General features: G+C 69.4%; 20 protein-coding genes. 13 read left to right on the forward strand and 7 right to left on the reverse strand.

Features of this window, described 5'->3' with window-relative positions:
* Positions 1 to 25 precede the first annotated feature (25 nt).
* Entirely contained in the window at positions 26 to 412 is a 387-nt protein-coding gene (locus tag GT755_RS18290; RefSeq protein ID WP_161480903.1) for a hypothetical protein, read from the forward strand.
* A gap of 377 nt (positions 413 to 789) precedes the next feature.
* On the forward strand, positions 790 to 1,623 hold the full coding sequence (locus tag GT755_RS18295) for a WD40 repeat domain-containing protein (RefSeq protein ID WP_161480904.1): 834 nt from the start codon (positions 790 to 792) through the stop codon (positions 1,621 to 1,623).
* Here the strand turns inward: GT755_RS18295 and GT755_RS18300 are convergent, their stop codons facing one another.
* Positions 1,624 to 2,658 (reverse strand): LacI family DNA-binding transcriptional regulator, encoded by a 1,035-nt coding sequence (locus tag GT755_RS18300; RefSeq protein WP_161480905.1) that lies wholly within the window; start codon positions 2,656 to 2,658, stop codon positions 1,624 to 1,626.
* Between the two features lie 110 nt (positions 2,659 to 2,768).
* On the opposite strand from GT755_RS18300, the gene GT755_RS18305 reads away from it, so the two are divergent.
* Genes GT755_RS18305 through GT755_RS18340 form a run of 8 tightly spaced genes read left to right on the forward strand, consistent with a single transcriptional unit; the run spans position 2,769 to position 11,925 of the window.
* Complete coding sequence (locus tag GT755_RS18305) at positions 2,769 to 3,851, forward strand: Gfo/Idh/MocA family protein (RefSeq protein ID WP_161480906.1); 1,083 nt, start codon at positions 2,769 to 2,771, stop codon at positions 3,849 to 3,851.
* The gene (locus tag GT755_RS41180; RefSeq protein WP_161480907.1) at positions 3,848 to 4,834 is read left to right on the forward strand and encodes a Gfo/Idh/MocA family protein; all 987 of its coding nucleotides are present in this window, start codon (positions 3,848 to 3,850) and stop codon (positions 4,832 to 4,834) included. Before GT755_RS18305 ends, GT755_RS41180 begins: the two co-directional genes overlap by 4 nt.
* A complete protein-coding gene (locus GT755_RS18315; protein ID WP_161480908.1) occupies positions 4,831 to 5,841 on the forward strand; it encodes a Gfo/Idh/MocA family protein in 1,011 nt (336 codons plus the stop codon). The genes GT755_RS41180 and GT755_RS18315 overlap by 4 nt, the downstream gene beginning before the upstream one ends.
* On the forward strand, positions 5,838 to 6,920 hold the full coding sequence (locus GT755_RS18320) for a Gfo/Idh/MocA family protein (RefSeq protein WP_161480909.1): 1,083 nt from the start codon (positions 5,838 to 5,840) through the stop codon (positions 6,918 to 6,920). Before GT755_RS18315 ends, GT755_RS18320 begins: the two co-directional genes overlap by 4 nt.
* Positions 6,921 to 6,935: 15 nt before the next feature.
* Positions 6,936 to 8,258, forward strand: a complete 1,323-nt coding sequence (locus GT755_RS18325; RefSeq protein ID WP_161480910.1) for an extracellular solute-binding protein — start codon at positions 6,936 to 6,938, stop codon at positions 8,256 to 8,258.
* Positions 8,259 to 8,309: 51 nt separating this feature from the next.
* Positions 8,310 to 9,170 carry a carbohydrate ABC transporter permease gene (locus GT755_RS18330; RefSeq protein ID WP_161480911.1) on the forward strand — a complete coding sequence of 287 codons (861 nt, stop codon included), beginning with the start codon at positions 8,310 to 8,312 and terminating at the stop codon, positions 9,168 to 9,170.
* On the forward strand, positions 9,167 to 9,991 hold the full coding sequence (locus GT755_RS18335; protein WP_161480912.1) for a carbohydrate ABC transporter permease: 825 nt from the start codon (positions 9,167 to 9,169) through the stop codon (positions 9,989 to 9,991). The genes GT755_RS18330 and GT755_RS18335 overlap by 4 nt, the downstream gene beginning before the upstream one ends.
* Positions 9,988 to 11,925 (forward strand): beta-galactosidase, encoded by a 1,938-nt coding sequence (locus GT755_RS18340; RefSeq protein ID WP_161480913.1) that lies wholly within the window; start codon positions 9,988 to 9,990, stop codon positions 11,923 to 11,925. The genes GT755_RS18335 and GT755_RS18340 overlap by 4 nt, the downstream gene beginning before the upstream one ends.
* A 37-nt stretch (positions 11,926 to 11,962) precedes the next feature.
* Here GT755_RS18340 and GT755_RS18345 read toward each other — a convergent pair whose 3' ends face one another.
* Both GT755_RS18345 and GT755_RS18350 read right to left on the reverse strand, forming a co-directional pair.
* Entirely contained in the window at positions 11,963 to 13,042 is a 1,080-nt protein-coding gene (locus GT755_RS18345; protein WP_161480914.1) for a beta-L-arabinofuranosidase domain-containing protein, read from the reverse strand.
* Positions 13,039 to 13,215 carry a hypothetical protein gene (locus GT755_RS18350; protein WP_235966844.1) on the reverse strand — a complete coding sequence of 59 codons (177 nt, stop codon included), beginning with the start codon at positions 13,213 to 13,215 and terminating at the stop codon, positions 13,039 to 13,041. The genes GT755_RS18345 and GT755_RS18350 overlap by 4 nt, the downstream gene beginning before the upstream one ends.
* Here GT755_RS18350 and GT755_RS18355 point away from each other — a divergent pair.
* Together GT755_RS18355 and GT755_RS18360 are read left to right on the forward strand one after the other, a co-directional pair.
* Positions 13,202 to 13,543, forward strand: a complete 342-nt coding sequence (locus tag GT755_RS18355; protein WP_235966846.1) for a substrate-binding domain-containing protein — start codon at positions 13,202 to 13,204, stop codon at positions 13,541 to 13,543. The genes GT755_RS18350 and GT755_RS18355 overlap by 14 nt on opposite strands.
* Before the next feature lie 59 nt (positions 13,544 to 13,602).
* Complete coding sequence (locus GT755_RS18360; protein ID WP_202610191.1) at positions 13,603 to 14,076, forward strand: hypothetical protein; 474 nt, start codon at positions 13,603 to 13,605, stop codon at positions 14,074 to 14,076.
* A 210-nt stretch (positions 14,077 to 14,286) separates the two neighbouring features.
* On the opposite strand, the gene GT755_RS18365 is transcribed toward GT755_RS18360, so the two are convergent.
* Together GT755_RS18365 and GT755_RS18370 are read right to left on the reverse strand one after the other, a co-directional pair.
* A complete protein-coding gene (locus GT755_RS18365; protein ID WP_161480915.1) occupies positions 14,287 to 15,135 on the reverse strand; it encodes a hypothetical protein in 849 nt (282 codons plus the stop codon).
* 102 nt (positions 15,136 to 15,237) lie between these two features.
* A complete protein-coding gene (locus tag GT755_RS18370; protein WP_161480916.1) occupies positions 15,238 to 15,954 on the reverse strand; it encodes an SDR family NAD(P)-dependent oxidoreductase in 717 nt (238 codons plus the stop codon).
* Positions 15,955 to 16,025: 71 nt separating this feature from the next.
* Between GT755_RS18370 and GT755_RS18375 the strand changes: the two genes are divergently transcribed.
* Positions 16,026 to 16,934, forward strand: coding sequence for a LysR substrate-binding domain-containing protein (locus tag GT755_RS18375; RefSeq protein WP_161480917.1), 909 nt, complete (start codon positions 16,026 to 16,028; stop codon positions 16,932 to 16,934).
* Here the strand turns inward: GT755_RS18375 and GT755_RS18380 are convergent.
* Complete coding sequence (locus GT755_RS18380) at positions 16,854 to 18,257, reverse strand: hypothetical protein (protein WP_161480918.1); 1,404 nt, start codon at positions 18,255 to 18,257, stop codon at positions 16,854 to 16,856. The genes GT755_RS18375 and GT755_RS18380 overlap by 81 nt on opposite strands.
* A gap of 59 nt (positions 18,258 to 18,316) precedes the next feature.
* Positions 18,317 to 19,483 carry an endo-1,4-beta-xylanase gene (locus tag GT755_RS18385; protein WP_161480919.1) on the reverse strand — a complete coding sequence of 389 codons (1,167 nt, stop codon included), beginning with the start codon at positions 19,481 to 19,483 and terminating at the stop codon, positions 18,317 to 18,319.
* Positions 19,484 to 19,485 lie beyond the last annotated feature (2 nt).

The following is a 19,485-nucleotide window of genomic DNA, read 5'->3' on the forward strand; positions in this document are numbered from 1 at the left end:
TCCGTGGGTGCTGGATGTCAGCGTTATGGACGAGGTCGCCCGAGGCGACACCCAGTTGATCACGTTCATTCAGCGTTGTGACGGCATCGGGCAGCCACTCGTCGTCCCATCTCTGGCGTTGGCCGGAGTCGCGGCGTCAGCGCACCACGACACCGACGCCGAAGATCTGCTGACCGGCGTGGTGAGTCTGGACATGGTCACGGTCGCACCGCTCAAGGGCGTGGAACAGGGTTTCCGCCTGGCCCGCGTCACCTCCGTCACGGGCCTGGACCCGTGGGACGGACACGTCGCGGCCATCGCCGACGCGAGCGTCTGCCCGATCTTGACCGTCGACGCCGAAAAGTGGCAGGGCCCGTCCAAGGCACTGGAGCATCCGCTTCACATCATCGAGATCACCGAAGACCCCGAATGACCGGCGGCGAGTGGCATGACCTGCCGTGGGACGCCACGACCATGGAGACCGCCGCCTGGTGATCAGCCGGGGTCGAGCCGCGGAGGATGATCTCCGTCGGCAGGTGATCATGGCGAACAGCATCTGAGCCGCCGTGCGGCGAAGGAGCGGTCGTCGAAGCCGGTGCCGCCACGTCGTCGGGGACGCGCAGGCCCAGGCTGTGGGCGGCGCCCCTGATCCCGGCGGCGACGCCCAGAACCGCTCCTGCCTCCGACGCGTCCGCTGACGCCGAGCGTATTCACCACCCGATGGAATGTGCGCCGGCGCTCGCGGAGAGTGCCGCCGTCGGGTGGCAGAAGCTGGGCTCGGCGGCCGACGCGGAACGGACGTGCGGCTGAATGAGGCGTCTGCTGGTGGCGCTGGCCCTGATGGCGACCGCGGGGAGCTCGCTCGAATGGAAGGCCGTCTACCTGGTGAAGAACCGGGACCACACGGTCCGGGTCTACGACACCGGCGGCGCGGCCGTCACCGGTGTCATCAGGTTGCCGGGGGTCGGCAGGGTGCTGCGCGTCGCCGCCGCCGATGAGGGCTTCCACGTGGTGACCGAGGCGGTGGAGTATGGACCGGACTCCTACTTCCGATTACGGCCACCCCGCTACGAACCCGAGCCGGCCGACATCCTGGCCGGACACGGTCTGGCGGTCACCCGCGACGGAACCAGGGCCGCCTACATGACCGGCGCCCCCGAGCACCCCACCCTGGTCATCCGCGACCTGCGGACCGGGCGCCAGACGACCACGAAGTCCGACCCGGTGATGCGGCTGACCTGGACCCCCGACGGGAGACGACTGCTCCTCTCGACCATTCCCGTCTGCGACGACACGAGTGACTGCGTGTTCCCGGAGACGCTCCGCTTCCACGACTCCGAAAGACCCGTGAAGACGTTCAGGACCATCACCGCCGCTCCCGTGGTCACCGGTGACCTGATCCTGGTGCCCAAGCGGGGCGGGATCATCGAGCACTACTCACACGACGGCAGACTCCTGCGCCGCGTGCGCACACCGGGAGAGATCGCCCAGATCTCCGTCAGGGCCGGCCGGCTGCTGGTCGTCGTCGCCGAAGACCGCATGTGGCCCGGTCGCGGAACCCGGCTCGTCACCGGTCCGCTGACCGGCGGCGAGTGGCATGACCTGCCGTGGGACGCCACGACCATGGAGACCGCCGCCTGGTGATCAGTCCTCCCTCGCCGGGGTCGAGCCGCGGAGGATGATCTCCGTCGGCAGGATGACCTTGCGTGGGGCCGGGCCGCCGCTGATCATGGCGAACAGCATCTGGGCCGCCGTGCGGCCGATGTCGTCCAGGGGCATTCTGACCGTCGTCAGGGTCGGGGTCGTGCGGGCGGCGAAGGAGCGGTCGTCGAAGCCGGTGACCGCCACGTCGTCGGGCACGCGCAGGCCCAGGCTGTGGGCGGCGTCCATCACCCCGGCGGCGATCGTGTCGGAGCCGCAGACCACGCCCGTCGGTCTCGACGGGTCGCCCAGGATCTTGAGCGCTTCGGCGGTGGCGGCGTCGGTGTCGAACGGCACGCGGATCTCGCGGGCCGAGGTCACGGCGTCGCCCGCCGCCTGGACGCACTTCCAGAAGCCCGCCGAACGGAGTTTGCACGCCGACACGTGGGCCGGGCCGTTGAGCAGCACGAGTTCACGGCGGCCGGTGTCGAGCATCAGCCGGGTCAGGTCGTGGGCGGCCGAGTCGTGGTCGGAGTCGACCCAGCCGACGCCCTCGCGGTTGGTGCGGTGGCCGATCAGCACGGTCGGGGCGCCGATGCCGGTGAGCTGCTTGATCAGGGGGTCTCGGGGGCCGGCCGCCGGGAGGACCACCCCGTCGACCCGTCGCCGGGTGACCGTGTCGACCACGTGGGCGGCCTTCTCGGCCGACTGGGTCAGCAGCAGGATGTCGTAGCCGGCGCGTTCGGCGGCGTCGCCCAGGGCTCCGATCAGGGCCGGATAGATCGGGTGCATGACGACCTCGGAGGCGTGCAGCGGGAAGACGACGGCGAGGGTCTGGCTGCGCCCGGTCGAGAGCATGCGGGCGGTCGGGTCGACCTGGAACCGGTGCTCTTCGATGATCTGCTGGATGCGCTGCCGGGTCTCCTGGCCGACCCCGGCCTGGCCGTTCATCGTGCGGGAGACGGTTCCGGCGGAGACGCCCGCCAGGGCCGCTATGTCCCTGATTGTCAGCTTTCCTTCCTTTTTGACGTTGATCATCCCCTTGTAAGAAACGTGGACGTAACCTCTTGTGCTCCACCTCGGCAAGGTTCACTATACAACGCAACCGGTTGCGTAAACCGGTTGCGTAACCGAGGAAGGATCCTGCCTTGACTGATCTGGGGATCGGCATCGTCGGACTGCACAACCACTACCACGCGTATCCCTTCGCCGACTATCTACGGCGCGGCGTCGACGGCCTCCGCCTGGTCGGGGTCGCGGACGAGCGGGCCGACCTGGCCAAGGAGTTCGCGGCCCAGTACTGCGACGGCGACTGGACGACCGACTACGAGCAGCTCATCCGCCGTGACGACGTGGACGCGGTGATCGTCACCTCCTACACGTCGGCGCACGCCGACCACGTGGAGCTCGCGGCGGCGGCGGGCAAGCACGTGCTGCTCGACAAGCCCATCGCGACCACCATGGCCGACGCGCGGCGGATCGTCGCGGCGAGCGGCCAGGTCAAGGTGATGATGGCCTACCTGCTGCGTTATCTGCCGGCCTACCGGAAGGTGCTCGACCAGGTCCGGCAGGGGGCGGTCGGCGACCTGGTGTCGGGGTTCTACTCGATCCGGTTCCCGGTCGGAGCGATCACCGACAGCCCGAACACCGACACCCAGGGCTGGTACGCCGACCCGGTGCGCGGCGGTGGCGGCGGGTTCCTCGACCACGGCGTGCACTTCACCGACTTCTTCCGCTGGTTCTTCGGCCAGGACGCCGTCTCGGTCACCGCCCACATCGGCTCGCTGACCTACAAGGACCTGGGCGTCGAGGACTACGGGATCGCGACGTACACGATGGACGGCGGCGCGATCGTGACGGTGGAGAGCACCTGGCACGCCCCCGACTACTTCGGCCCCCTGTCGAGCCCCGACCACGCGTCGCTGAGCGGCACCCGGGGCGAGATCGAACTGCACTACCAGAAGAGCCCGCAGGTGGAGGTCCAGGGCGTCGACGACCCGTGGAAGGGCCGGCACTACTTCGACCTGGTCGGCGAGGAGCGCTACGAGGCCTGCTACCGCGACCTGCTGGTCGCCTTCCGCGACTGGGTGAACGGCGCCGAGCTCCGCGACCTCGACGGGGTGCCCACGGCCGAGGACGGGCTGAAGGCCCTGGAGATGATCATCGGCGCCTACGAGTCCCACGAGACCGGCCGCCGCGTCTCCCTGCCCCTCGGGGAGGACACCAAGTGACCGTCAACGTCGCCCTCATCGGTGCGGGGCGGATCGCCCGGGTCCACGCCAACGCCTACCGGGGTGTCTCGGGCGGCCGGCTGGTGGCGTGCACCGATCCCGTCGAGGCCGCCGCGCGGAGCCTCGCGAAGGACTTCGACATCGAGGTCGCCCCGAGCATGGAGGCGATCCTGGACAACCCCGACATCGACGCCGTGCTGATCGCCTCGCCGAACGCGCTGCACCCCGACCAGACCGTCGCCGCCCTCAAGGCGGGCAAGCACGTCTTCTGCCAGAAGCCCATCGCCCTGACGCTGGAGGAGGCCGACCGGGTGGTCGCCGAGGCCGCCACGGTCGACCGGATCCTCCAGTACGGCTTCATGCTCCGCTTCACCCCGCCGATGCCGCAGCTCAGGCAGCGGATCACCGACGGCGAGCTGGGCACCCTGATCGCCACCCGCGCGGCCGTGTTCGGCTGGGAGCCCACCGGCGACTGGTTCTACGACCCGGCCCAGGGCGGCGGGGTCATCCTCGACACCCTCGTCCACTTCGCCGACCTGATCCTCTGGTTGTTCGGCCCGGCCGAGAAGGTCTACACCGACGGCGGCGCCTACGTGCTCGACGGGGCCAAGCGCTTCGGCAGCCCCGACAACGCCACCGTCCAGGTGCGCCACTCGACCGGCGTGGTCACCTCCATGTACGTCACCTGGACCGCCGGACACGGCAACTTCACCATCGAGACCTACGGTTCGGCCGGCAGCGCCGCGGTCGACCTGGTCAGCTCCCAGATCACCCGCACCTTCAGCCGGGACAAGGGCTTCGGTTTCCCCGACCTGGTGTGGGACTACGGCTACCGGGGCGAGCAGCAGCACTTCGTCGACCGGATCGCCGGGACGGCGACGGAGGTGATCGGCGGCGGCGTCGTCGAGGCCCGCGACGCGCTCGCCCTGTGCCTGGCCGCCCAGCGGTCCCTGGACGAGGCCAGGGTGGTGACCTTCCCATGACCATCGGAGTCGTGGTGGTCGGCGCCGGTTTCTGGGCCACCCAGATGCACCTGCCGGCCCTGGCCCGGATTCCCGGAGTGAAGATCACCGGCGTGGTGGCGACCAGCAGGGAATCGGCGGAGAAGGCCGCCGCCCCCTACGGCGCCCGTGCCTACACCGACCCGGACGAGGCGGTCCAGGACGCCGACGTCGTCGACGTCGTGGCCCCGCCGGACGTCCACCTGCCCGCGGTGAAGACCGCCGCCCGCCACGGCAAGCATGCGATCTGCATAAAGCCGCTCGCGCGCAGCCTCGACGAGGCCGACGAGATGCTCGCGGCGGTCGAAGCGGCCGGGACCCGGCTCTTCTACGCCGAGAACGTGCCGTTCATCCCCGCCGTGCAGGAGGCGAAGAAGGCCGTCGACGCCGGACGGATCGGGGAGGTCTTCCGGGTCAAGGCGTGCGAGGGCATCGGGAGGCCCCACTCCGACTGGTTCTTCGATCCGGTGCGCAGCGGCGGCGGGGCGATGCTCGACATGGCCGTCCACAGCCTGGAATTTTGCCGATTCTTCGCGAACGCCCCGATCACCAGTGTCTATGCGGATGCGGACACCTATGTGTGGGGCGACCGGACCTCCGCCGAGGACACCGCCCTGCTCACCGTTCGCTTCGGCAACGGGGTTCTCGGCCAGTGCGAGGACAGCTGGAGCCTGGCGGGCGCGATGGACTCCCGTTTTGAGGTTTTCGGCACCGAGGGCCGTATCCTCATCGACAACCTGCACAGACAGCCGTTGCAGGTCGTCGGCGCGACGGGGTGGTCGTTCCCCCTGCCGATTCCGGGGCTGCTCGCCGACGGGCACCTCGACATGCTGACCCATTTCACCAACTGCATCCGGACCGGCGAGCCCTCGGTCTCCGAGGGCCGGGTCGGCCGGGACGTCCTGGCGGTCGTCGACGCGGCGACCCGATCCCTGGCCAGCGGGCGCCGGGAGAACGTACACCACCAATCTGAAGGGCAGTCGTCATGATCCGGGTCGGGATGATCAGTTGGGCCCACGTCCACGCGGAGTTCCGGGCCAAGGCGCTGAGCGAGATCCCCGGCGTCGAGGTGGTCGCGATCTCCGACGATGACGTGGCGCGCGGCCGGGCGGCGGCTGAGCGATGGGGCGTCGCGGACTTCCACGAAGACTGGCGTGACCTCGTCAAACGGCCAGACGTCGACATCGTCATGGTGCACTCCGAGAACTCGCGGCACCGCGACCAGGTGATCGCGGCGGCCGAGGCCGGCAAGCACGTCTTCTGTGAGAAGCCCGTCGCGACGAAGACGGAGGACGCCAGAGCCATGGCCGAGGCCGTCCGGAGAGCGGGGGTGGACGGCACCGCCGCCTTCGTCAGCCGCTTCAGCAAGGAGGCCGACCGGGCGAAGAAGATCGTCGAATCGGGCGTGCTCGGGAAGGTCCTGCTGACCCGGAGCTTCATCGGCCTGGCGGGGATCGCCGAGATCGGCTGCCCGCCCGACATGGCCGAGTGGATGAACGACCCCGTGCTCGGCGGTGGCGGCGCCTGGATCGACGAGGGATCCCACGGCGTCGACCTGCTGCGCTGGCTCGTCGGCGACATCACCGAGGTCACCGCGATGACCGCCAACCGGAACAAGCCCGGCCTCGACGGCGAGGACATCGCGGTCGCGCTGGCCCGCTACGCCGACGGCGGTCTCGCCGAGATCGGCACGGTCTGGAGCCTGTCGGCCGACATCGGCATGCGGAACTCCCTGGAGATCTACGGGACCGAGGGCACGCTCGTCATGCGCGCCACCGACCCGTTCCCCCGGGTGGAGGTCTACCGGTCGGGCGACGACCCCCTCTACCGGGGCTGGACCACGCCGCACATCGAACCCGACGTCAGCGAGCCGCACGACTACGGCTCGTGGCCGCCTCACGTGCACCACTACAAGCGGGAGGTCGCCTCCTACGTCAACCGCGTCCAGCACGGACTGCGGCCCTTCGGTCCCACGCTCGACGACGGCCTGGCCTGCCTGGCCGTCATCGAGGCGGGCTACGCCTCCGCCGCCTCGGGGGGCACGGCGGTGCCAGTGAAACACCTTTGAGTAAGGAGATGCCCGATGTCTCGACGATCCCCCCGGTGGCCGATAGCCCTCTTCACCGCACTGACTCTGACCGCCTGTGGTTCCACCGGCGGCTCCACCACCACCGGCGACCCGAACGCCGCGCCCGCCCAGCCCGGCGGCCCCATGGGGAAGTTCCCCGGCGCGAAGCTCGTGCTCTCCCGGTGGGCGGGCGACCCCTGGACCAGCGGGCAGAAGGAGGCCGCCGCCGAATGGTCGGCGGCCACCGGCGGCACCCTCGACCTCGACGCCGTCCCCTATGAGAACCTGCACGACAAGCAGGCCCTGACCCTGTCGGGGGCGGGCGGCTACGACATCCTCTACGTCCACCCGAGCTGGTTCGGCGAGTTCGCCAAGGCCGGGCACCTGGCCCCGATCGACAACTACCTCGCCGACGCGAAGCGCAACCCGAGCGGCTACTCCGCCGCCTCGTTCCTGCCCAACGTGCTGGCCCAGGGCGCATACGACGGCAAGCAGTACTGCGTGCCCGACTTCGTGTCGACGACGCTGGTGGCCTACCGGAAGGACGTCTTCGAGGCGGCCGGCATCCCCGCGCCGAAGACCCTCGACGACGTCGCGGCGGCGGCCTCGGCGCTGAACGGCAAGGATGGGATGGCCGGCATCGCCATCCCCGGCAAACGCGCCGGGGCGGTCGCCGACATCATGGGCTCCCTGCTCACCGCGCAGGACAACTGGTGGTACGGCGCCGACCAGAAGACCACCCTCGACCGCGCGAAGGCGGCCAAGGCCGTCGACTTCTACGTCAAGGCCGCCAAGGCGGCGCCCAGCGGCGTGCTCAACTTCCACGTGGACGAGGCCGCGACGGCCGCCGCCCAGGGCAAGGCCGCGATGATCATCTCGACGACCCCCTCGCTCCAGGCGCTGGAGGACCCGGCCAAGTCGGCCACCGCCGGCAAGTGGGGCTACGCGCCGATGCAGTTCACCGACGGGAAACCGGCGGGCGAGCTCATCTACTGGAACTGGTGCATCGCGGCCGGTTCGAAGCACCAGGACGCCGCCTACTCGTTCCTCCAGTGGTACACCAGCGGCGCGCAGCAGGCGAAGGTGGCGCTGGCCGCCGCCACCGCCGGCGCGACCAAGGACTTCTACACCAACGCCGACGTGCAGGCGAAGCTGCCGTTCCTGACCGCCATGAACGAGGCGCTGACCACGTCGAACCCGCAGCCCAGTCTGCCCTCGTGGCCCAAGGCGCAGGACCGGATCGAGCTCGCCGTCCAGGAGGCCGTCCAAGGGAAGCTCACGCCCGACCAGGCGGCCGACGCGATGGTCCGGGCCGTCCAGGAGACGCTGGGCGGTTGACCGAGCAGCGGGCCCGGAGGCCGGCCGGGCCCGCTCACCACGGGAGAAGGCATGCGAAACAAGGGACTGGGGCACTGGATGCTGGCCCCGGCGCTGCTCCTGCTGCTCGCGTTGATAATCGTGCCGCTGCTCTATTCGGCCGGTTTGTCGGCGTACAGCTGGAATCTGACCGACATCGACCTGCCCAAGCAGTTCACCGGGCTGGCCAACTACACCAAGCTGTTCGGCGATCCGACCGTGGGCACGGCGGTCCTCAACACGGTGATCTACGTGGTGTTCGCGGTGGGGATCGAGCTCGTGCTCGGGTTCGTCGTCGCCGCGGCGCTGTTCGAGATGACCAAGGGGCGCAAGCTCGCGAACGCGCTGATCCTGCTGCCGATGATCATCGCCCCGGTCATCACGGCGCTGCTCTGGCGCTACCTGCTCGACCCGCAGTTCGGGCTGGTCGCCCAGCTCACCGGCACCTCGATCGGGTGGTTCGGGGAGGCGAACCTCGCGCTGCCCGCGCTGATCGCCGTGGACGTCTGGCAGTGGACGCCCTTCGTCATCCTCATCCTGCACGCCGGGATGTTGTCGATCGGTCAGGAGCAGTTCGAGGCCGCCTCGATCGACGGCGCCGGGCGGCCCACCGTCTACCGGCGGATCGTGATCCCGGCGATCGTGCCGCAGATCATGATCGTGCTGCTGTTCCGCACGATGGACACCTATCGGATCTTCGACACGGTGTTCGTGCTGACCAAGGGCGGTCCGGGGCTCTCGACCGAGACCATCGGGCTCTATACGTACCGGACCGGGTTCTCCTATTTCGACATGGGTTACGCCATGGCGCTGAGCATCTTCATCCTCGTCACGGTCGTGATCATTTCGAGCTTCTACATCAGGCTGCTGCGGCGGCGGGAGGTGCTGCGATGAGACGGCGAGACTGGTGGGTCGTCGGGAGCTACGCCGTCGTCGGGCTGTTCCTGCTCTGGGTGCTGGTGCCGATCGTCACGGTGGCGCTGAACTCCGTCAAATCGCCGCAGGACATCTTCTCCTCCTCGCCGACGTTGTCCTTCACCCCGACCGGCGACAACTACGGGAAGGTGCTCGGCGAGCTGAGCTTCCAGACCTTCCTGGTCAACAGCACGATCGTGGCCCTCGGCAGCACGCTGCTGTCGGTCGTCGTCGGGGTGCCGGCCGCCTACGCGCTGGCCCGGCTCCCGGTGCGCGGCCGGGAGTGGTGGGCCTGGCTGATCCTGTTCACCCGCATGGTGCCCGCCGTCGCGCTCGTGGTGCCGATGTTCGTGATCTTCCAGCGGCTCCAGCTGCTGGGCACGTACACCGCGCTCGTCGCCGCGCACACCACGTTCAACCTGCCGATCGTCATCTGGATGATGCGGTCGTTCTTCGAGGAGCTCCCGCGTGACCTGGAGGAGGCGGCGCAGGTCGACGGGAGCGGGCGGTTCGGCGCGTTCCTGCGGGTCGCGCTGCCGTTGACCTCACCCGGGCTGGCCGCGACGGGGGTGCTCTGCCTGCTGTTCTCGTGGAACGAGTTCCTGTTCGCGCTCGTGTTGTCAGGCCGCGAGACGCAGACGACGCCGATCGGCGTGGCCTCGTTCATCGGCACGGTCTCGGTCGACTGGGGCGGCAGTTCGGCCGCCGCCGTGCTCGCCATGATCCCCGTCTTCGTGCTGGGGCTGGCGGCCCAGCGGTTCCTCGTACGCGGCCTGACCTTCGGAGCAGTGAAAGGATGACCATGATCATCGGCGCCCAGTACTACCGGCCGCCCAACCCCCCGCGCGCCGACTGGGACCGCGACCTCGGCCGGATGCGCGCGGCCGGGCTCGACACGGTGAAGTTCTGGGCGTGCTGGAGCTGGCTGAACCCGGCCCCGGGGGAGTTCGACTTCACCGACCTCGACGAGCTGATGGACCTGGCCGCCGGGCACGGGCTCGGCGTGGTGATCAACACCATCCTGGAGAACGCGCCCTACTGGCTGGAGGAACGGCTCCCGCACGCCCGGTACGTCGACCACGAAGGCCGCGCGATCCGGCTGACGGCCGCGATGAACACCCCGGGCGGCGGCTGGCCGGGGCTCTGCTTCGACGACGAGGAGGTGTGGACGGCGGCCACGGCCTTCCTGGAGGCACTGGTGAGCCGCTACCGGAACCATCCGGCCCTGCGCTTCTGGGACGTGTGGAACGAACCCCACCTGGAGCCGGCCTCGTATTTCCCGGACCGGATTTTCTGCTACTGCCCGGCCTCGCTCGCCCGGTTCGAGACGTGGCTGCGCGCCCGCTATTCGCTCACGGAACTGAACACGGCCTGGTCACGGCGGTATTCGTCCTGGGACCAGGTCGCCCCGCCGCGGGTGTTCGAGGCGGTGCCCGACATGATCGACTGGCGGGAGCACTGGTTCGCCAATATCGCGGGATGGCTCGACCGGCGTTGTGAGATCGTGCGCGCGGCCGATCCGGACACGCCGGTCATGACCCACGTGGCGCTCAGCGGCTTCACCGGCCAGCTCGCGACCCACACGCTCGACGAGTTCGACCTGACGGGTCCCGTCGACCTCTTCGGCACGTCCAGCTTCCCGACCTGGCTGATGGGCGACGACCCGGTCGAGCACCTGTTCAACCTCGACGCGGCCCGGGGAGCCGCCGCCGGGAAACCCTTCTGGCAGGCCGAACTCCAGGGCGGCCGGGGCCGGCGCGACGGCTACCGCAGCACCGGACACCCGGCCGCCGACACCGTGGGCCTGTGGATGTGGAACTCGATCGCCTCCGGGGCGACGGGCGTCGTCTTCTGGCAGTGGCGGCCCGAACTCCTCGGCCCGGAAAGCCCCGGGTACGGGTTGTGCGCTCCCGACGGCTCGCCGACCGACCGGGTGAAGGCGGTCACCGACTTCGCCTCGGCGGTGCGGGACCTGGGCGAGGTCGTGCCCGAGCCCGGCCGGACCGGCCTGCTGGTCTCCCGGCGCTCCGCCCTGCAGGCCTTCGCCACCGACCGGGGCATGGACCTCTACCGGGACGCCGTGATGGGGGCCTACCGGCTGCTCTGCGACGCGGACGTGCCGGTCGAGATCCTCCACGACACCCGGGACATCCCCGACCACATCGAGGCGATCTACTGGCCGATGCCGTCGGTCGCTTCTGCCGGCCTGGCACGGGCCCTTGAGGCGTTCGTCGCCCGGGGCGGTGTGCTCGTGGCCGAGGCGGCACCCGGCGAATACGCCCCGAACGGCGCGCGACTGCCACGCATCGCACTGGAAGACCTGTTCGGCGTGCGCCACCTGGACGCCGGCCTGGCCGACGGGGAAATCGACTTCGCCGGTGTCGCGCTGCCCACCTGCTGGCAGCGCGACCACCTGGAACCGGCCGGCGCGGAGGTGCTGGCGTCCTTCGCCGACGGCTCCCCGGCGATCACCCGCCACGGCACCGCCGTGCTGGCCGGGACGTACTTCTCGCTGGCTTACGGGCGGAAGGCCGACGCTGCGCTGCGGTCGGCGGTGTGCGGCCTGCTCGGCGCCACCCCGGGCACGCCCGGCCTCTACACCCGGCCCGTGACGGTCAAGGGCCGCCCCGCCGTCGTCGCGGTCAACTGGACCCACGAGGACCTGGAGACCCGCGTGGGGGAGGTGACGATCACCGTCCCGGCCAGGAGCGGTCAGATCAGTTCCGTCAGGTGAGAGCCACAGCTCCTCGCGCCCGACGGCGTCTGCCGGGTCACCCCTTGGGCAACCACACCCGCATCGTCGCGGGACCGTGGTTGCCCCACTGGTAGTAGGGGCGCAGCCGCAGACTGATCGCCTCGGCCTCGGCTCGCGGGCGCGGGCCGTACGGCCAGGGCTGGTCTTCGGCCGAGGTCAGGGTGGCCGAGACCGCGATCTCCTCGTCGACGACCTCGGAGGCGCGGGAGGTGTCGACCGTGATCCGGGTCAGCGGCGGCTGGTCGCCGGGGGACTCGGCGCAGTAGACGAGCGGGCCGCGTTCGACCGCGACGCAGCCGCGCAGCGCGTCGATGCGGGGGTCGGGTTCGACCCAGCGCGGGGTCATCCGCAGGTCGACCGAGACCTCCTCGCCCGGCGCCCAGACGCGGCACCATTCGGCGGTGCCGCCGCCGGCCCAGATCGGCAGCCGCAACGACAACACCCGCAGCCGGTCGGGCGCCTGGACCACCCGCAGGGTCGCGGCGCCCCGCCAGGGCATCTCGGTGTCCACCTCCACCACGAAGCCGTCGTGCTCGACGCGGGCCGAGGTCGGGTGGTGGAGCTGCAACCCGGCGTCGGTGCCGGTCGCGACGTAGGCGGGCAGGGCGGCGAAGGTGCGCGCCAGGTTGGTGGGGCAGCAGGACACCGCTCGCCAGGAGGCCCGCAGTCCGCCGTCCGCGCGCGGGCTGACTCCCGATGTGACCTCTCCGGCGACTCTGACCTGCAGCGGGTTATAGAACCCGACCGCTCCGGGCAGGAAGAACGCGGTACGGAAGAAGCCGACCCTCGGCCGGCGGTCCTGCACCAGCAGCGCCAGCCCGAGCGCCACGGCCGAGAGCAGGATCGTGATGATCACCGTGTACCTCAGAGTGAACAGCACCGAGTCGAGGAACAGCGGGTCGTCGGGGATCTTCGTGTAGTCGGCCGGGAAGTTGGGCCTGGCCGGGCCCAGCAGCGGCCACCTGCGCAGCGACATGACCACGACGAGCACCAGCGGCGCGACGAACAGCACCGCCACGATGACCGCCGTGGGAGCGGCGTACGCCCACCCGGCCAGCGCGGCCGCGCCGGGGGCGGTTGAAGACGGACTGCTCACTGGGTGAGCGACTGGTTGAGGGTCTCGTTGAGTTCTGGCAACTTCGCGACGTCCCCGAACAGCGCCTCACGGGCGAACCGCAACCACGGCCCCTGCGGGTCGTTGTACGTCTCGCCGAACTTCAGCGCGTAGGGCGTCTGGCCCTTGCCCACCAGCGAGTTGATCAGCACCACGCGCGGGTCCTCGGCCGCCGCCGCGATGGTGCTGCACGCTGACCCCGAGGTTGACGCGGTGTTCTGCGGCAGCGACCAGATCGCGGCCGGGTTCGTGGAGGCCGCCAGGGAGCGCGGCCGGCGCATCCCCGAGGACATCGCCGTCGTCGGCTACGACAACTGGGAGGTGCTGGCCGCCGAGAGCCGCCCCCCGCTGACCACCATCGACCCCAACCTGGAGGTGCTCGGCCGCACGGCGGCCCAGCATCTGTTCGCGGCCATCGACGGCCGTGCCACCCCGGGAGTGCACCGCATGCCGGTACAGCTCGTCATCCGCGACTCCACCTGATCCTCGCACCGCCACCCGGGTGGAACCCGCCCGCGAACCTCGTCAACCCGCTCAATCAGGTGTGGTCGCACGTCGGGAGCACCTACGGGAACCTCTACGGCTTCCGCAACTACAACCGGGGTTACGTGAACTACTGCGTTCGCTGGGACTCCCCGGCGTCGGTGACCGCCGCCCAGCGCGACGCCATCCACGCCGCCTTGCAGCGGCAGTTCAAGAAGTGGATGGACGTCATGGCCGGGCACCACGCCTGGCCGTACACCGACATGCCGGTACGGGTGGCCGGCTGGGCCGTCAGGGACCGGGCGCAACTCCAGTGGACCGACAACTCCGTCGACGTCTACGTGGGCGACATCCGCGAGAACGCGCCGCAGTGCGCTCCGCCGTGCGGGCGGTTCTTCACGCCCAGCTGGATAGACGTTGAGGTTGATCGCCTGCAGGACGCGGCCCTCCAGGCGAGTTCGCAGATGGGTTCGGTGAATCTGGGAACATGGCCTAATCGGAAGCCTTTTTCTCCGTCGTACCGCGACGATTGACCGGCCTACCCATTCGTTGCGCTGGGTGCTGCGACTTTTTCACGTGCGATCCGCCGGGCCGTTCGAGTGGTCCAGAAGACTGTGGCGGAGCATTACAGGTAGCCGCGCAGTAGGGCGTGCGCCCGCGTGGCCTGGCGTTGAAATGACCGCCGAAGTTCTTTCCTGTGGCCGTTCGACTCGGCCAATGTCTGTCGAGCCGTGTATCGAGGCCTAGCGGAAAATGTCCTCCAGCCGCTCCACCGAAATCGCGCGTTGTGCCCAGACCTCAAGTTTGTCGGGGTCGGTGCACTCGGCGATCTGCGCACGCATCTCGGCGGTCAGCACGAAACCGCGATGTTCGGCGGTGAACAGCAGCATCTTGCGGAAGGTCTCGGCCTGGCCGGCCGCGTAGTTCGTCACCGCGACGATGCTGTGGCGTTCGGGCTCGATCATCGTCATGAGAGTCTCCAGCTCCCTCTTCGCGGCCTCAGACAGACGCTTGGCCACGTACTCAACGTACACGACGGTCTTGGACGGCTCGATGGCGTTCAACGCGTGGACGACGGCTTCGAGCACGTCACGGTTGTGATCTCCGTGAACCGCGCCGGACAGCACGGCCAACTCGGGCGACTCACGGGCGACCTGGGGGTCGGTGATCATGGGGACGGCGTCGGGGCCGATCACCAGTGGGGTCAGGGTCAGGCCGGGATGGCCGATCGGGATGGGGGCGGTGTAGCGGCGGGCGGTTTTGCGGTCGGGGGCGTACACCACCAGGGTGGTCGGGCACCGGCGGCGGGCCCAGAGGTTGGCGACGTAGGGAAACCAGTCGTAGACCTTGTCCTTTTCGAAGCGCAGCTGGACTTCGACGATGACGGCCATGACGACCTTGTCGCCGTCGAGGAGGAGCACCACCGAATCGCAGTGGTGCTCGGTCACCTTCGTCTCGTTCAGCGCGGAGGAGTCGACACGCAGGGAGGTGTGTTTCGGGGGATCGACTCCTAATTCGCTGAGAAATCGGGTGACGAGGGAGGGGGAATCCCGGATGAGCTCCAGGGGGACCTCGTGCTCGGTTGACACCATGGCGAGGAATTTACCTCAGCCGAATCGAACTGCCGATCGAACATTTCCCTCGAAATTCGGGTCAATCCCACCAATTCACGAGTGAAATATTACGGGCGCCCGCTAAGCCGTCTGCCCACCGTCAAGCGGAATCCGGGCCCCGTTCAAATACCCCGATTCGTCCCCCGCCAGGAACACCGCCATGTCGGCGACGTCCTCCACCGTCCCGATCCGCCGAGACGGGATCGCCTCCAGGTCGACATGTTCGCGGGCGGCCAGCGACATCGGCGCGTCCACGATGGGCAGCGTCAACGCGTTCGCCGTCAGCCCGTAAGGCCCGTACTCGTGCGCCCACGTCTGCGTCAGGTTCTCCAGCGCGGCCTTGCTGGCGTTGTAAACGGACGCCCCCGGCCACGCCCGCGTCACCCCGATGCTGGAGATGTTCACGATCCGCCCACCGGGCTTCCTGATCAAGTACGGCACCACGTCCCGCGTCACCAGGAACGCCGCCCGGAAGTTGAGCCCCACGATCCGGTCGAAGTCGTCGTCGGTCACCTGGTCGGTCACCGTGTCCCCGAACGCGGCGGCGTTGTTGACCAGCACGTCCAGCCCGCCCTGCGCCTCGACGGCGGCGACGAGGGTGGCGCGGGTCTCGGCCGAGGTCAGGTCACCCGGCACGAACGTGGCGCCCTCGATCTCCGCGGCGATCCGTTCCCCGAGGTCGGCCCGGCGGCCGGTGAGCACCACGGTCGCCCCTTCGGCGCCGAAGCGCCGCGCGATGCCCTCGCCGATCCCCGAGGTGCCGCCGGTGACGAGTGCGATTTTCCCTGAAAGTCTCATGACTCCGACGCTAGAAGCGGAGCGTTCATAAGATCAAAGACCGTTTCTCAATGCGTGGATAAGCTGAACGCATGAACTTCGAGCTGCGCCATCTGGAGGGCTTCGTCGCCCTGGCCGAGGAGCTCCACTTCGCCCGCGCCGCCGAACGCCTCCACATCGCCCAACCGGCCCTGTCCCAGCAGATCCAGAAGCTGGAGTCGGTCCTGGGCGTGCAGCTCCTCATCAGGGAGAAACGCCGCACTCGCCTCACTCACGTGGGGGAGCTGTTCCTGGTCGAAGCCCGCCGCACCCTCGTTCAGGCGAAGACCGCGCAGGCCGTCGCCGACCGGGCCAGACGTGGTGAGTCGGGCCGGTTGAGGGTGGCGTACATGCCGACGACCTCGTCGGGCCCCTTCCTGGCCATGCTCGCCGACTTCCGCGACCGGCACGCCGGAATCGAGGTCGACCTGCTCGAACTCCCGCTGGGCACCACGAGCCAGCCGCCGGACGTGGACGTCGCCTTCATCTCCCGGATCGGCAGCATCGACTGCCCCGAGGGGGCGATCCTCTCGGTCGAACCGTTCATCGCGGCCCTCCCGGCGAAACACCGCCTGGCGTCCCACGCGGTCATCGAGATCGCCGACCTGGCCGACGACCCGTTCGTCTTCCTCGACCTGGCCGACTGCGCCGAATGGGCCCAGACGGTCCACGACATGTGCACGACGGCCGGCTTCCGCCCCCGCGTCACCCACCGCGTCTGCCAGGTCTCCACCCAGCTCATGAGCGTCGCGGCCGGGCTGGGCGTCGCCCTGGTCCCGGCCTCGACGGAAGGCCTGCGAAGGGAGGGCGTGGCCTTCGTCCCGCTGAAGGGGCCGACGGCGAAGGTCACCGGAGCGGCCCTGTGGAGCGGCTCCGACTCGTCACCCGTCCTGGCGAGGTTCGTCGCGAGCCTGCGCACGGAAGACGTTCGCGGCGTGCCAGGCGAAGTAGTCCCTGCTTGAGCCGGTCCACGCCGCGACCGGGCGACCGGCCAGGCGGCGGGCGTGCTCGTTCAGGTGGGGGTGCCCGAGGAGCTCCGGGCTGAGCTCGACCACGCCGTCGTCCGAGATCCCGATGTAGCCGTGCTCGTAGAGGCTGTCGCAGCCCAGCGTGCAGGCCAGCATGGCGACGTTGTCGAGGTCACGCCGCTCCCGCTCGTCACACGCGGTGCGCTTCTTGATGTGTGCCGCCACGAGGAGGCGTTCCGGCAACTCGGCGCCGCATAGGGCGCACTGCGACGCGCCCCGGGCCAGCAGCAGACGGCGCAGCACATGCTGTTCGCCACGTCGCAGGACCACCACGTCATAGCCCAGCTTGCCGGTGTAGGCGGTGCGCCGGCGGGCCTCGACCGCCGGGGCCGTCGTGCCGAGGCCGACGGCTGTCAGCAGAGGGCGCTCGTCGGTGCCGTCGAAGTGGTCGAGCAGCAGCCGGTCGACGGCGGTGCTCACGGCCAGCCGGGAACCGGCGAACAACTGGTGGCTTTCCTCGGTCAGGCCGCCCGTGGTCCCGGGGTGGGTGTTGAGCCATCTCAGCCGGGGGTCACCGTGCTTGCCCTTGGCAGGCGGGGTCGCCGACAGCTCCCATAATCCGCTTCCGGCCAGGGCGAGGAACGGCAGGTGGGCGTTCTTGGGGGAGTCGGTCGGGTGGCCGAAGTCGTCGATCAGGGATGCGATCACGGTTCGCGCCTCCCGCCAGGGGACCTGGCGCGCCTTGCCCTCCACGGCGCGGCCGATCGCCCACAACAGCGTGAGGGGCTGGTGGCGCTTGCTGGTGCCGTCCGGAGAACGCTGGACGTTCAGCGCGTCGAGCGTCAGGAGCATCTTCTCGACCGGGCTTTCCACGTCTCCGGACAGGTCCCTGGCCAGCAGCTCAGGGGTGTATCCCGGCACCGCCACCCGCAGTCGCAGGCGTTTGCGTTCGTTGCCCGACTTCCTGGCGTCCGGATGCATGCCGATCCGGCCCTGCTTCCTGGTCAGGAGCAGGCGGATCTCCTCGTCACTCGCCGTCGTGGTCGCGAGCGGCAGCGGCGCGTCGATCAGCCGCCGGTCGGCCTCGCTCAGCGAGGCGGTCTGCGCCGAGTCGACGAGTGCGTCCTCGATCACCGCGCCGAGTTCTCTGAGCCGGGAGATGAGCAGGACGAGGGCCCGGGTGTAATCGGAGTTCCGGGATGCGCCGGTCTTCGTCTTCCCACCGGCGCTCTCAAGGATGATCGCCAGGAGATCGCCGTCCTGCTCCACCGACCAGGCGGCGTTCAGTACGGTGCCGTCGAGCTCCGTCAGCTGCATGGGAGTCGATTTTCCCGGAAAGGGCCGTGCGGCGAAATCCCACACGGCCCTTTCGTGTACTAGCGGCGAGGTCTGGGCTGGACGTGCGGCGGGCCCGCGAACACCAGATCAGACTTGATCGAGTTGTAAGCCCGCTTCGGCTGGTAGTTCTCGTCGTACAGCGTCGCCAGGCCCTCCGGCGGGTCGGTGAACCACGTCGGCACCCACGAGTGCTTGTCCGTGAAGCCCCACACCGTGTACGACAGACAGTTCCGGTTCAGCAGGCACGCCTGCAGCAGCACGCTGAAGTTCGACGCCGACGCCTGCAGGCGCGGGTTGATCTCGTTGGAGTCCCCGGCCTGCACCCCGGCCGTCATCTGGCTCCGCACGTCGACCTCGGTGAACGCCGACACCATGCCGAGGTCCGAGAACGCGTCCAGGACCTCCTTCACCTGGAAGGCGTCGAAGTTCCCGTACTGCGTCCCCAGGTGCCCCTGGGAGCCGAAGCCGTCGATCGGCACGCCCTGGGCGCGCAGGTTCTTGATCAGGTTGTAGATGAACCACACCTTGTCGGAGGGGCCCCGGTCGCCGAAGGCCTCCATGTTGTAGTCGTTGTAGAAGAGCAGCGCGTGGGGGTCGGCGGCGCGGGCCCAGCGGAAGGCGTCGGCGATGTAGGTCGGGCCGAGGTTCTGGGCCCAGAAGCCCTTCAGGTGGATCTCCGACGGGCTGTCCCACGGGTCGCTGGCGGCCTCGTTGACGACGTCCCACTGCCAGATCTTGCCCTTGTAGCGCTTCACCACGGTCGTGATGTGCTTCTTCAGCAGGTCGCGCAGCTCGGTCTTGGAGATCGTGCCGTTGGCGACGCCCTCGGTCAGCCACGCCGGGAGCTGGTTGTGCCACACGAGCACGTGCCCGCGGACCTTCTGGTTGTTCTTCTTCGCGAAGTCGATCAACGCGTCGGCGGGGCCCCAGTTGTAGGTGCCGCGTGTGGGTTCGAGGCTCTCCCACTTCATGGCGTTCTCGTGGGTGACGCTGCTGAACTGCTGGGTGGCGATGGCCTTGTACTGGGGTTCGGCCAGGGCGTCGTTGCTGATGGCGGTGCCGATCGCCAGGTTGTGCCGGGCGGCCAGGGCCTTCAGGCTCTGGTCCTGTACGGCCGGAGGCCGGCCGTTGGCCGACACGGGTCCCTGGCTGAGCACAGCCACGAGTCCGAGCGCCGTGGCCGCGATGACCACCAGTCGTCTCATCG

This window comes from Herbidospora solisilvae (assembly GCF_009901565.1).
Classification (GTDB): Bacteria; Actinomycetota; Actinomycetes; order Streptosporangiales; family Streptosporangiaceae; genus Herbidospora; species Herbidospora solisilvae.